Raw genomic sequence first — 12,674 nt, forward strand, 5'->3', positions numbered from 1 at the left:
GCATTGAGCGACTTGCAACAATTCGCCGACCCGCATCGACTGGCTGCGCGATCAGGCATCTCATCGGCACTGTGGAGTCTGTTTGGTCAGGTATGGCCTTCCGGCCGCGTACTGGCCGAAGCCATGAGCGTGTACAAGATCGAGGGCAAGCGTATTCTCGAATTGGGCTGCGGATTAGGCCTGTCCAGCCTGGTATTGCAACGGCGACTCGCCAACGTAACCGCCACCGATCATCATCCGTTGGCCGAATTATTTTTACGCCGCAACGCCGTGCAAAATGCCCTGCCCCATATTGCCTATCGCGATCTACGCTGGGAAATACCCGACACCGAGCTCGGGCTGTTCGACCTCATCATCGGCAGCGACGTGCTGTACGAAAGTGGACACGCCGACACACTGGCCCAGCTGATGCTGCGGCATGCCAAGCCCGATACCGAAATACTCATCACCGATCCGGGGCGTGGCAACAGCGCCGCCTTTACCCGTGCCCTGGCCGGCCAGGGCTACGGCGTTATCGAAATGCGCAGCCGCTTCAACGAAAAGGATATCGAGCCGTTCCGCGGCCGCTTGCTGAGCTACCGGCGCGACACGGTGATGGTCTGAAAACCGGCTCACAGCAAGCCGGCATCTCGACCCGCGCCGTCGCGCTTATCCCTCGGCGACGGCCATGCGGTGTTTATGTCGAAGCGTAGTCTGGGCCAGCGTAAATGCCACCACGGCGCAGACCGCAATGCCCGCCACCATGGGCCGCGCGGTGCCGTCGATAAAGCGGCCGATCACCGCGATCACAAAAGCACCGGTAATGAATTGCATCGTGCCCAACAAGGCCGACGCGGTACCGGCGATCTTGCCGTGCTCTTCCATCGCCAGCACCGCCGAACTCGGGATGACCAGGCCGAGAAAGCCATAGCCGACAAACAACAGGGTCATCAACACGTCGAGACGATCGACCCCGGCCACGCTCAACAGCAATAGCAGCAACATGGTCGCGGCATATCCCGTCACCGCCGTTTTCACCACCCGCGCCAGGCCATAGCGCGCACCCAGGCGGCCGGTAAGCTGGGCCGCGCCAATAAACGCCACCGCGTTGACCGAGAACGCAAAGCTGTAGTGCGTGGGGGTTAAGCCGTAGTGGTCGATCAGCACAAACGACGAGTTCGCCAAGTAGGTAAAGAAGCTGGCGACACCAAACGAACAGATAAAGATCAGGCCGAGAAAGTGACGATCCCTTAGCAAGGTGCCGTAGGCCGCCAGTGCCGTGCGCAGATTGCTATTCACCCGCTGCTCGCGTGGACGCGTCTCTTTAAGCATGGTTCCGGCCAGGATCAGGCCGAACACCGCCGCGCCCATCACGGTCCAGAAAATGCCGCGCCAGCTGGCCAGCCGAATCACCAGACTGCCGGTCAACGGCGCCAGAATCGGTGACACGCTGAACACCAGCATCAGCAATGACATCAAACGAGCCGCATCGTGGCCGGTATGCATATCGCGCACGATGGCGCGTGGAATCACCATGCAGGCGCAAGCCCCCAGGCCCTGGATGAAACGGAGCACGATCAAGGTCTGAATATCCGGCGCCAGCGCACAGCCGATGCTCGCCAGCGCGAACAAGCTCAGGCCAAAGTAAATCGGCGGCTTGCGCCCCACCATGTCCGATACCGGGCCATAAATAAGCTGGCCGATACCCAACGAAATAAAGAACGCCATCAAGCTCAGCTGCACCATGCTTACATTGGTGCCCAGGCTTTGCTGGATGGTAGGCAGCGCAGGCAAATACATATCGATCGCAAACGGACCGATGGCCGACAGCAGGCCGAGAATGAGTGCCGCCCCTAGAAACCGGGATGTCATGAAGTGATTCCTTGATCGATAAAGCCGGGCCGGAACGATGCCTCCACGGCTAAGCCGGAAGGCCATCAAACGCAGCATGCGATGGACCCGGCGAGACGCGAATTATTAAACTAATCAGTGCTAAAACTCAAGCATGACCTGTGGCCTAGCCGTCAGCAGGTGCCATTCTGATTTGTAACCTCTTGGCATAAATGACGTTATTGTCGCGACCAGCCATACCCGGCATCGGTAAACGGCGCAGATCAGGCATCGAACTGACTGCTTGCGGCGACCAGCACAGCCCATAGCGCGTAGGGGTAGCTGCCGACCATCGAGACATGGCGGCCCTTTCCCACTGGCAAGCCGCGATGGCGAATCCGGCAACGGGACAGCATCGCGACTCTCGGCAAGCGTTGGCCAGTATCCGCTGATGACTCACGACCAAAGTCATCTATTGTCATCAATTATTCCGTAACATAGGGATCAATAAGTAACTATAGAGACAAAGCATGAGCGAGGAGTTCTATACCGTCGCACAGGCGGCGGACCGCCTGAAACTGCACGTGAAAACGATACTGCGGCATATTCGAGATGGCCGCCTGCCCGCAACCCGGATCGGCAAATCGTATCGACTGCTGCGCCAGGATATTGTGGCGTTTGCCGGCGGTGAACGCGCCGTCGACGGCGAACCGCAGCCGATCCATGTCACCAGCATCGTCGAGATATCGGCGCTGTCCGATAAACAAGCCGATCGCCTGGCCACGATGTTGCACGCCTCGCTGATGGGTCGAAGCAACCGCTTCGAGCGTATTCAATGCCATACCGCCTACGATCCATCGCAGGCGCTACTAAAAATCGTGCTGATCGCTACCCCGGCGGATATGGCCGCCTTGCTGACGTCGATACAGACCATGGCGGATGCGCTCGGATGACGGCTTACTTCAAATCCGCCACAGCCGCACGCGATGTGCACGAGCGCTATCGTGCGCTGCTGTCGCGCTGGCCGGTCGCCAACACCCAGCTCAGGGTGACCACGCGCGTGGGCGATACCTTTGTTGTTGCCAGCGGAGATCCCGCTGCGCCGCCACTGGCTCTGCTGCATGGCTCATTGTCGAACGCGGCCGCGTGGATGTTCGATGCGGCGGTCTGGTCGAAGCATTTTCGTGTCTATGCGATCGACATGATCGGCGAGGCCGGCCTGAGTGCGCCGGTTCGGCCGGCGTTAAACAGCGATACCTATGCGGCATGGATCAGCGATGTACTGGACCATCTAGGCGTGGTCCAGGCCGCCTTTGTCGGCGCATCGCTGGGTGGCTGGCTGGCGCTGGATTTCGCCTCACGCCATCCTGCTCGCGTCACCCAACTGGCGTTGCTGTATCCCTCCGGCATCGGGCGACAGCGCGCGTTCTGGTGGAAAGCAGCCCCCTTGCTCCTGCTGGGCGAATGGGGGCGGCAACGGGTCAGGCAAAGGGTGCTGGGATCGATGCCCAAGATATTGTCCGGCGATGCACGCTCATTGCTGGATTTACTGGACAGCATCAGCCGTCGCTTTAAACCGCGGCGCGAGTCGATACCCGTACTGAGCGACACCGCACTGCGTCGTTTAACCATGCCGGTGCTGGTTATCGTCGGCGGCAAGGACGCGCTTCTCGATACCGAGGAGACCCAGCGCCGCGTCATCGCCAACCTACCGCATGCTGTCGTCCGGCTGCTTCCGCAGGCGCCGCATTATGTGCAAGGACAGACCGAACCGGTGCTGAGATTCTTGCTTGCATCGAGCGGTGTATCGAATGACTGATGCAACATTGCACCTCATCGGCGAGCTACCTGTCCTGCTTTGCGCGCAAGCCGGCGAGCTGATCGCGAACGAACGCGATATCGACAACCTGATTGGCGCCACATGGGGTTTGCCCGTGGCGATGGTAGTCATTCCGGTCGCGCGAATCGCCCCGGCCTTCTTTCGCCTGCAAACGGGGTTGGCCGGCGTGCTGGTGCAGAAGTTCACCAACTACCGATTGCGCGTCGCCATTGTCGGCAACATGGCCAGCCAGATCGAGAAAAGTGCCGCCGTGCGAGATTTCATTGCGGAGTCGAATCGGGGCCAGATGATTTGGTTTTTGCCCGATGAAGAGGCACTGCGCACTAGGCTTGCCATCGATCATGCGCACACAGCGCATCAGCAAACGTCGTAGGCCATGCGCGCCGCATCATCATTCCAGCGAACCGTGTCAATAAACTCGCTTCCATAAACATACGTACCGAGTTCTTAGCTCTTTGTTCCGGCAACGAGGTCGTGATTAAACTATGCCAAACAACGTCTGGGGAAAGATGTGACATCCACCATTTCGCAACCCGTTGTGGCCAAGCTCACACGCGCCGCTATCTTTCTTGTGCTGACACTGAAACCCGAGCCCGAGCATCGCGAAGCCGTTCGCGCGCTTTGCGGCGACCTGGCTGGGCTGTTGCGCGCCGTGGGCTTTCGAGATGCCGAAGGGCAGCTCTCGTGTGTGATGGGTTTTGGCTCCGATAGCTGGGACCGATGCTTCGGGCCAGCAAGGCCCAGGGATTTGCATCCGTTCCGCGAAATCCGCGGGCAACACCATGCCGTATCCACCCCCGGAGACATCCTCTTCCACGTGCGCGCCACGCGCATGGATCTATGCTTCGAATTCGTAACCCAGATCATGTCCCGGCTCGGTGAGGCCGTCGCCACCGCCGACGAGGTGCATGGCTTTGGCTACTTCGATAACCGCGACCTGCTCGGCTTTGTCGATGGCACCGAGAATCCGGTAGACCAGGCGGCGATAGATGCCGCGATCATCGGTGACGAAGACCCGGCCTTCGCCGGTGGAAGCTACGTGATCGTGCAAAAGTATCTGCATGACCTGCAAAGCTGGAACGCGCTGCCGGTGGAGCAACAAGAGAAGATCGTCGGCAGGACCAAGCTTGCCGACATCGAGCTGGACGACACCATAAAGCCGAGCTATGCGCACAACGCCTTGACGAGCATCGTCGAAAACGGCGAGTCACTGGAAATCGTGCGTGACAACATGCCTTTCGGCGACAGCGGCAAAGGCGAATTCGGGACTTATTTCATCGGCTATGCGCGCTCCCCGCAACGCATCGAACAGATGCTGGTCAATATGTTCGTCGGCCGGCCGCCGGGCAACTACGACCGCTTGCTCGACCACAGTAAAGCCGTTACCGGCAGCTTGTTTTTCGTGCCCTCCATGACGTTTTTGCAACATATCGCCGACTGACGATCGTGGCCAAGGCACTAAGCAGGGCGATTGCGCCGCCCCTGGTGATCAGCTGCGGCCACCCTCGTTTTAGCCATGACGAACCATACCGGGAGCTGCAAACGTGCTTAGTACGATTCCCCTGTTCTTTAGCTTGCTTGCCGCCCCAGTCAGTAGTGCAGCCACGACATGCCCATCGGATACCTCGCTGGATTCGATCCTGGACCTGGGCAGCGTCTACCTCGGTGAATTGCACGGCACCGTGCAGTCGCCGGCACTGATTCGCTGCCTGGTCAAAAGAGCCACACAGCGATATAGCAGTCCATTTACGGTATCGCTTGAACTCCCGGATTCATCAAGAAATGGCCAGGCGACATTTTGGACCGGGACGGATGGACGGTCGTCCGAATCCATGTGGCGTCTGGTCCAATTCCTTTTGCCCTTGGAGGCGGAGGGGAAAATCCACCTTCATTTCCAGTATGGCTCAGCACCGAGTGTCGCCGATTTCGAGCAACATACGGGCGAGGCGCTCCGCGATATAGCCTCTCATGAGAGGTTGATCGCGTATGGAGGAAATTTTCATGCCATGCGCGATGCGCCCCAGGGTCTGCCGCAAAAAATGGTGCCTGCCGGGACCTTTGCCGGCCCGGCCATCAAGCATGTATTGATCGGCTCCATTGCAGGCGGCAGTGCCTGGGTATGCACTTCAGAACGTAGCTGTGGACCGTCGGATGCCCCAGCATCGAAAAACCCCGACGCCAAAGCATGGACCCTCAAGGACGGAAACAGCTTTGGCTACGATCGCGTCTACTTCGTCGATCAATACAACTATTCACCGCCGCACCTGGCAGCCGCCGCGGCGACCAAGAGCGACATCGACAGCAAGCAATAGCCATAGCTCGAACGCCATGCTAAGGGCCGATCTCCAGCGCTTGTTCTTGCTCTATCAAGGCGAGCGATTCATGCGCTGCCACGCCCGCCTTAGCCCTCGCTCATGCCGAGGACATCGCGAATCACTTCATCGATAGCGGTGGCCTTCACGGCTAGCGCCTGTTGCGTAGCACGTGAGTCCAGAACGCAGGGGAGATCATAGAGATAGGCCATCTCGGTGACCTCGCGGGTAATCGGATCGCCGGCAGTGAGAGCCTGCCATTGGTCGGTCGACAACCGCGTCAGTATCGGCCGCGGCGCGGCGGCGATGTCGGCGATGCGGATAGACAAGGCACGAACGGAGAGGTCGTTGGAGGGAGCGTGCCAGGCGCGCCCCCACGCCCCGTCAAAGCGCGAAGCAGCCATCAAGGTCCGTGCGACATCGAGGGTGTAGGTCCAACTGTGCAACGCGTCGAGGTCGCCCTGAAAGTGAGTGGCTTGACCGCTGATAACGCCAGGCAGCGTCATTAACGTATAAAGCGATAGCGCGTCGCGGCCCAGATAATCGCTTGCGCGCACTTCAGTCACCCGGGCACGGCTGGCCAGCGCTTCCTCCCACATCGTTGCGCGTACGCGGCCTTTAACGGTCTGTGGCGCCATCGGCAAGGACTCAGTCATGGGCCCGGCCACCTGGCCATAGCCATAAGCATTGCTCAGCGTCACCAGATCGGCACCGGAGACTTCCGCGGCGCGAAGCACCGCCGCCGCTAGCGGCGGAAACTCCTGCGGCCATCGGTCGTAGCGTGGCATCGCGCAGTTGAAGATCGTCGACACACCCTCGGCGAGCCGGGTCAGTGCGGCGACATCGGTGACATCCAGTGCCACATGACGGATGCCCGCAGGCATCGCGCGGGGGCTACGCGAGACGATGGTCACTTCATCGCCTTCCGCGGCAAGACCCTGGGCGGTCAGCATGCCGGTCGGGCCGGCACCGATAATGAGTTTCTTGGCTTGTGACATGAAGGGTAGCTCGTGGTTGAAAAGTAAGCGGCTTTGTACCGTCAACCCTGGTTATCGTCGCGCACATTCGGCGCTGGCAAACAACACATTCCACTTTGCGCTCCAGGCCTGGCTGACATAAGCCAGGCCATCACGATAAAGTGCCGCCTATGCTCACCACGCCCGATCTCTGGCCGCCTGCCGGTATTCAGGTTGTCCGCCGCGCCAACCCGGCTGGACGCGTCGATCTTCCGGAGATCGCAGAACACCGCGTAAGTCTGCATCTCAGCAAACGCACCTTGACGACCTGCTGGGAGTCTGGCCTGAGCTTCATGCGCTTGCGTGGGCACATCGATCTCACTCCGGCGCACAGTATCGGTGGCTTCGATGCGGATGAACGCAGCGATTCGCTCGAAGTACGTATGCCGAGTGGTTTTCTCCAGCGCGTGGCGGACGAAATGCACGTATGCGGTGCACGTATCGCGGTGGCGACCCGCCATTTGCTTGTGGAAGCAAGCCTTACCCATCTCGTGCTGGCCATCGATGCCGAGCATGGCGCGGGTTCACCCGGTGGTCGCCTGTACATGGACAGTCTCGGCGTGGCGCTTGCCGTGCAGTTGCTGGCCCGGCATGCCGGGCCGCTGGAGCCGTCGCGCGAGGGCCTTTCCTCGTTGCAGATTCAACGTGTGGTCGACTTTATCGAGGCCAAACTGGATACGCCTCTTTCGCTCAGTCAACTGGCCGCCGTGGCAGGTGTCAGTCGCTCCTACCTGCAGCGTGAGTTCAAGTCGAAAAAAGGCACGTCGATACATCAGTATGTGGTCAGTCGCCGGGTGGAGAAGGCGCGCGTCCTGCTGCTGAATCGATCGTTGCCGGCCAGCGAGGTCGCGCTGGCTGCGGGCTTCTCTCACCAGAGTCATATGGCACGGTGGATGCGGCGCCTGCTCGGCGTGACCCCAGGCAAGATTTGAATCGCGCCATGATGCTTGTGCTATCTCAATGCCGTTGGGTCATCCCACGGCAAAACGGGCTCGGCAAGTTATCGCGACCGGGCCCACAGTAACGAAAACATGCCCCGGCTACGCCGCCTCGACGGACTTGAGCAGGCCGGGGCGACATGACACGATTCTGCCAATGACCAGCAGACCCGCTGCAGCTCAATATCTACGCGACCTCGCCAGGTTGCGCCGCGTTCGCGACCGAATCGACCGGGAATACGCACAGCCGCTGGACGTCGAGGCCTTGGCCAGCGGCGTGCATATGTCGGCCGGGCACCTCAGCCGGCAGTTCCGGCTTGCCTACGGTGAGTCGCCCTACTCCTATCTGATGACGCGGCGCATCGAGCGCGCGATGGCCTTGTTGCGCCGTGGCGATATCAGCGTTACCGAGGTTTGTTTCGAGGTCGGCTGCGCATCGCTAGGTACTTTCAGTACGCGGTTTACCGAGTTGGTCGGCATGTCGCCCGGCACCTATCGGCGCCAGCAGGCGCATGCGACGGTAGGCATTCCGTCGTGCGTGGCCAAACAAGTGACACGACCGATCAGGAATCGAGAAGCGCCGCTTACCGAGCCAGAACTAGACTGATCGCCATGGATTTCACCACCACTGAGAGAGCCACCATGGACATCACCATTCACTCGAGCTTCCTTCCGCAGAACGACCCCGACGCCGCCCTGACCTTCTACCGCGACACGCTCGGCTTCGAGGTTCGCAATGACGTCGGCTATGGCGGCAAGCGCTGGATCACGGTCGGGCCGGCCGGCCAACCGGCCACCTCCATCGTGCTGTATCCGCCCGACGCCAGCCCTGGCGTCACCGACGATGAACGCCGCACCATCGCCGAGATGATGGCCAAGGGCACCTTCGGCATCCTCCTCCTGGCCACCAAGGATCTCGCCGGCACCTTCGAACAGCTGCAGGCCCGCGACGCCGATATCGTGCAGGAGCCGACCGACCAGCCTTACGGCGTGCGCGACTGCGCGGTGCGGGATCCCGCCGGCAATATGGTTCGTATCCAGCAGCTACGCTGAGGCATACGTCGTCGATTGAAGATTGAATGAGCAAGCACAGGGCCAGAGAATCCCATGAATCCATCGGAACGCATTGACCAGCTGATCGCAGGCATCACGGACTGGCGTGGCAAGACCCTCGCCGACGTTCGCAAAACCATCCTGGAGGCCGACAAGGACATCGTCGAAGCATGGAAGTGGATGGGAAGCCCGGTGTGGTTTTGCCATGGCATGATCGCGGTCGGCAACGCGCACAAGGCGAAGGTGAAACTTACCTTTTCTCACGGCGCGAAGCTGGCAGATCCTGACAAGCTCTTCAATGCGGGTCTCGACGGCGGCAGCTGGCGGGCGATCGATATTTTCGAGGGCGATAAGATCAACAAGCGCGCGCTGAAAAGCCTGGTCCGTGCGGCCATCGAGTACAACCAGACGACATTAAAAAAGAACGCGCCAGCGGGCACTCGAACGAGAGCAAGCAAGAGCAGCAAGGCATAAAACCATCGTTTGGTCTCGCCCGACTGGAAAGCGATAAGTAGTAATTCAGGCAAACAAGCAGGCAGTATCGACCCGAGACACCCCGAGTGAATCGGGTCGATTTATTGATCTGGCTCACCGTCATGCGACGTTCAAGCCAAAACATTGGAACCGCTCAAAAGAAAACGGTCGGCGCACTACCGCGTTGCGCCCACAGACGCTGAGAGAAATTGCTGCAAGAGGCGCAAGATGGCTGCAAGGCGCATCGGCAAATACCAAGTACGTAGGTGTTATTCACCGTAAGCGGTAACCCATCATCGCGGACACCTCCAGCATCACTGGGTAACGCGAAGGAGCTGCTACATTGAGTACGCGTATCGCAGTCCTCGGCGCGACCGGGGTTTATGGCCGCCACTTGCTACCCCGGCTGACCGCTGCCGGCTACCGCGTCCGCGCGCTGGTGCGAAGCCCCGCGGCTGCCGTGACAGCCGCCGCCTGCGGAGCCGAGTTGGCCACAGCCGACATATTTGACGAAGCATCGTTGCGAGCAGGGCTGGTCGGCTGCGATATCGCCATCAATCTCGCCAGCAACCTGCCCGGCCCGATCTCGAAAGGTGACTACGCCAAAAACGATCAGCTCCGCCGGGAGGGCACACCCAACTGGGTACGCGCCTGCCACGATGCCGGGGTGGCGCGCATTCTTCAGCAAAGCATTGCCATGACCCATGCCGGCGGCGGGGATGCGTGGGCCGACGAGACGACTTTTCATCCGCTGGAACAAGAAGGCATCGCGACATCCGCGATTTCCGCGGTGCGGGCGATGGAGGCGACCATCGCAGCATCAGGCCTCGACTGGCTGGTCTTGCGCGGCGGCCTTTTCTACGGCCCCGGCACCGGCTTCGATGATGACTGGTTCGCTCGCGCCCGCGCGGCGAAGCTCAGGTTGCCGGAAGAAGGCAACGACTACGTTTCGCTTGTCCACATCGCCGACATGGCCGCAGCGACCGTAGCGGCGATCGGTCGCTGGCCTTCACGTCAGGCGTTGATCGTAGCGGACAATCACCCAGCACCTTGGCGCGACATACTCAGTTACGTATGCGCCGTCGCCGGAAGCAACCCTCCAGCACCCGGCGGCCGAACGCTCATGCCATCCTTTCGAGTGACAAATCGACGAGCACGCGATTTGCTGTCGTGGGAGCCCTTGTATGTCGACTATCGAGCCGGCCTGGTGCGCTAAGCCACAACCCGGTCCACATATCCCAGCGATCAGTCTTTAGGATCTGATCGGCATATTGCTGTCGCCATCTTTTGAATAGGCTTAGGCAGAATTTACCTGACCGCGCGACATAGAAACCGCCGGCAAAGCCATCCTTTCCAAGCAACAGCAGCTAAGCCTGCGTATTGACCATGCCCGTCGTGGCCCCCGATTTAAGCATCAACTCCGCCAATGCCGCCGTGGCTTTCTGCAAGGCGCCGCTGATTGACGCTACTTGCGACTGCAGGCTCATCACGATCGATTGAGCCGAAGGATCTTTTGCAGAGGCTCGGCGAACGGCATCCGCCAACTGCTTCTGCAATTCGGCCAGCTGCTTCTTCAACCTTTCGATAGTCTTCTTCAGCTGCTCTATCCCAGGATTGGAAGCACCACCGGATGCCGCCGCGGGCTTAGGCAATGAGACATGGCTTTTGCTCTTATCGGAGGATGTCGCCGCCCCCTCCGCCGAGCGCGCCGAGGGCTGTTCTGGCGCTGCAGCTACAGCGGCACTGATGCGCCCGACAGTCGTCGAGATGTCGCCGCCGATCTTCATGCCTGACTTCCTGCGTCATAAGGGGATTCCTTAGGGCTATCGGCCGGGCGATGCATAGCTAAAGCCCGTCAGTGCCAGCTGCCGAGCACAGCCCGCCAGCATCGATCGGGCCATCACCGGCGGAAGTCTCTGTGCAGAGAGACACATATCCGTTCGTCCCTTGAAACATTAGATTGCCTGACCTGGGAATAGTCGCCTGCCCAGCCGAGGCGGCGAGCCTGATTGCCCCGATGACTGATCGCACATAATCACAGGATCTGGCCCGATGAATTTCATCAAGCAGTCGTTTTACGTAGTGGCAGCGATATGTTTCACCCTTGCCTGTGCATGCGCTCACTCGTTCGATGTCGCGGCAACACCCGCTCCGCAAGAAAAATCGCCAGGCTTCACCGCCCAGGATGCCAAGAACATCATTGCCGAGTCGCGCAAGATCGTTTCGCCCAACGGCATCGACAGCACGGTCGCGGTGCCGATCAACGGCATCAAGCAGATCCTGTCGATTCGCGGCAACGATAATCGCAACCCGATCCTGCTTTTTCTGCACGGTGGCCCGGCATCGCCGGACCTGCCCCTGGCCTACACCTTCCAGCGGCCATGGGAGGACTACTTCACCGTCGTGCAATGGGACCAGCGCGGCACCGGCAAAACCTATGCGGCGAACGATCCGGACAAGGTCGCACCGACGCTAACCATCGAGCAAATGACTGACGACGCCGAACAAGTCGTGCGCTACTTGCAGTCCACCTACCACAAGCGAAAGATTTTCCTGCTGGGTCATTCGTGGGGCACCGTGCTGGGTGTGCGCCTGGCGCAGCGCCACCCCGAATGGTTCTATGCCTATATCGGCGTGGGGCAAGTGGTCAACGTGCGACAGAACGAGGCTCTGGGTTACCAGTTCGCCATGCAGCAAGCCCGTGAGCATCAAAACACCCAGGCGCAGAAGGAACTGGCCAGCATCGCCCCTTACCCTGGCGACGGCGACATCGAACTGAAGAAAATCGGCTTGCAGCGCCAATGGCTTTCTTACTATGGCGGCCTCGCCTATGGCCGAACCAGCTACGCATTCGACAGCCACGCCGAAGAACTCTCACCGGATTACAGCGAGCAAGATCTCGATGCGATCGGCCCGGGCAGCCTGCAGACATTGAATCATCTGCTCCGCCCACTCTCCGCGCTGGACCTGAGCAGCATCCATCGTTTCGAATGCCCGATCTTCTTGTTTCTCGGCCGCCACGACTACGCGGTATCACACGAGCTCGCCGCGCAGTGGTTCACCACCCTGCAGGCACCGTCAAAGCGCCTGGTCTGGTTCGCCGATTCAGCTCATATGATCATGCAAGAACAGCCCGGCAGATTCCTGCTGCATCTGGTCAACGATGTACGACCGATCGCTGTACAAGCCAACGATGCCGCCCCCGACGACGTGGTCAGCGATCACTGACGAG

The 12,674-nt window shown here is 60.1% G+C and carries 16 protein-coding genes; 12 read left to right on the plus strand and 4 right to left on the minus strand.

Annotated elements, in window-relative coordinates; translation table 11 throughout:
• Nucleotides 1-603 (plus strand): class I SAM-dependent methyltransferase (locus tag OUZ52_RS08010; protein ID WP_266157863.1); only part of this gene is annotated, 603 nt, incomplete at its 5' end.
• A gap of 45 nt (nt 604-648) precedes the next feature.
• Here the strand turns inward: OUZ52_RS08010 and OUZ52_RS08015 are convergent.
• Both OUZ52_RS08015 and OUZ52_RS08020 read right to left on the minus strand, forming a co-directional pair.
• On the minus strand, nt 649-1,851 hold the full coding sequence (locus tag OUZ52_RS08015) for a multidrug effflux MFS transporter (RefSeq protein ID WP_266157864.1): 1,203 nt from the start codon (nt 1,849-1,851) through the stop codon (nt 649-651).
• 242 nt (nt 1,852-2,093) lie between these two features.
• Nucleotides 2,094-2,225: a hypothetical protein gene (locus tag OUZ52_RS08020; RefSeq protein ID WP_266157865.1), complete on the minus strand. Its 132-nt coding sequence runs from the start codon at nt 2,223-2,225 to the stop codon at nt 2,094-2,096.
• Nucleotides 2,226-2,339: 114 nt separating this feature from the next.
• Here OUZ52_RS08020 and OUZ52_RS08025 point away from each other — a divergent pair, with 114 nt between their 5' ends.
• The 5 genes from OUZ52_RS08025 to OUZ52_RS08045 all read left to right on the plus strand — a co-directional run bounded on the left by OUZ52_RS08025 (nt 2,340) and on the right by OUZ52_RS08045 (nt 5,961).
• A complete protein-coding gene (locus OUZ52_RS08025) occupies nt 2,340-2,762 on the plus strand; it encodes a helix-turn-helix domain-containing protein (protein WP_266157866.1) in 423 nt (140 codons plus the stop codon).
• Nucleotides 2,759-3,628 (plus strand): alpha/beta fold hydrolase, encoded by an 870-nt coding sequence (locus OUZ52_RS08030; RefSeq protein WP_266157867.1) that lies wholly within the window; start codon nt 2,759-2,761, stop codon nt 3,626-3,628. The genes OUZ52_RS08025 and OUZ52_RS08030 overlap by 4 nt, the downstream gene beginning before the upstream one ends.
• Nucleotides 3,621-4,022: a DUF4180 domain-containing protein gene (locus OUZ52_RS08035; RefSeq protein ID WP_266157868.1), complete on the plus strand. Its 402-nt coding sequence runs from the start codon at nt 3,621-3,623 to the stop codon at nt 4,020-4,022. The genes OUZ52_RS08030 and OUZ52_RS08035 overlap by 8 nt, the downstream gene beginning before the upstream one ends.
• Nucleotides 4,023-4,187: 165 nt before the next feature.
• Nucleotides 4,188-5,090 (plus strand): Dyp-type peroxidase, encoded by a 903-nt coding sequence (locus OUZ52_RS08040; RefSeq protein ID WP_266157869.1) that lies wholly within the window; start codon nt 4,188-4,190, stop codon nt 5,088-5,090.
• Between the two features lie 391 nt (nt 5,091-5,481).
• Complete coding sequence (locus OUZ52_RS08045) at nt 5,482-5,961, plus strand: hypothetical protein (protein ID WP_266157870.1); 480 nt, start codon at nt 5,482-5,484, stop codon at nt 5,959-5,961.
• 89 nt (nt 5,962-6,050) lie between these two features.
• Here the strand turns inward: OUZ52_RS08045 and OUZ52_RS08050 are convergent, their stop codons facing one another.
• Nucleotides 6,051-6,959 (minus strand): NAD(P)H-binding protein, encoded by a 909-nt coding sequence (locus tag OUZ52_RS08050; protein ID WP_266157871.1) that lies wholly within the window; start codon nt 6,957-6,959, stop codon nt 6,051-6,053.
• A 149-nt stretch (nt 6,960-7,108) separates the two neighbouring features.
• Between OUZ52_RS08050 and OUZ52_RS08055 the strand changes: the two genes are divergently transcribed.
• The 5 genes from OUZ52_RS08055 (at nt 7,109) to OUZ52_RS08075 (ending at nt 10,658) form a co-directional block, all read left to right on the plus strand.
• On the plus strand, nt 7,109-7,909 hold the full coding sequence (locus tag OUZ52_RS08055) for a helix-turn-helix transcriptional regulator (protein WP_266157872.1): 801 nt from the start codon (nt 7,109-7,111) through the stop codon (nt 7,907-7,909).
• A gap of 163 nt (nt 7,910-8,072) precedes the next feature.
• Nucleotides 8,073-8,522, plus strand: a complete 450-nt coding sequence (locus tag OUZ52_RS08060; protein WP_266157873.1) for a helix-turn-helix transcriptional regulator — start codon at nt 8,073-8,075, stop codon at nt 8,520-8,522.
• A 35-nt stretch (nt 8,523-8,557) separates the two neighbouring features.
• A complete protein-coding gene (locus tag OUZ52_RS08065) occupies nt 8,558-8,968 on the plus strand; it encodes a VOC family protein (protein WP_266157874.1) in 411 nt (136 codons plus the stop codon).
• A 54-nt stretch (nt 8,969-9,022) separates the two neighbouring features.
• The gene (locus OUZ52_RS08070) at nt 9,023-9,442 is read left to right on the plus strand and encodes a DUF1801 domain-containing protein (protein ID WP_266157875.1); all 420 of its coding nucleotides are present in this window, start codon (nt 9,023-9,025) and stop codon (nt 9,440-9,442) included.
• A 343-nt stretch (nt 9,443-9,785) separates the two neighbouring features.
• Complete coding sequence (locus tag OUZ52_RS08075; RefSeq protein ID WP_266157876.1) at nt 9,786-10,658, plus strand: NAD-dependent epimerase/dehydratase family protein; 873 nt, start codon at nt 9,786-9,788, stop codon at nt 10,656-10,658.
• Nucleotides 10,659-10,809: 151 nt separating this feature from the next.
• Here OUZ52_RS08075 and OUZ52_RS08080 read toward each other — a convergent pair whose 3' ends face one another.
• Complete coding sequence (locus OUZ52_RS08080; protein ID WP_266157877.1) at nt 10,810-11,229, minus strand: hypothetical protein; 420 nt, start codon at nt 11,227-11,229, stop codon at nt 10,810-10,812.
• A gap of 265 nt (nt 11,230-11,494) precedes the next feature.
• Here OUZ52_RS08080 and OUZ52_RS08085 point away from each other — a divergent pair, with 265 nt between their 5' ends.
• On the plus strand, nt 11,495-12,670 hold the full coding sequence (locus OUZ52_RS08085) for an alpha/beta fold hydrolase (protein ID WP_266157878.1): 1,176 nt from the start codon (nt 11,495-11,497) through the stop codon (nt 12,668-12,670).
• Nucleotides 12,671-12,674 lie beyond the last annotated feature (4 nt).

Source organism: Dyella silvatica (assembly GCF_026283955.1).
Classification (GTDB): domain Bacteria; phylum Pseudomonadota; class Gammaproteobacteria; order Xanthomonadales; family Rhodanobacteraceae; genus Dyella_C; species Dyella_C silvatica.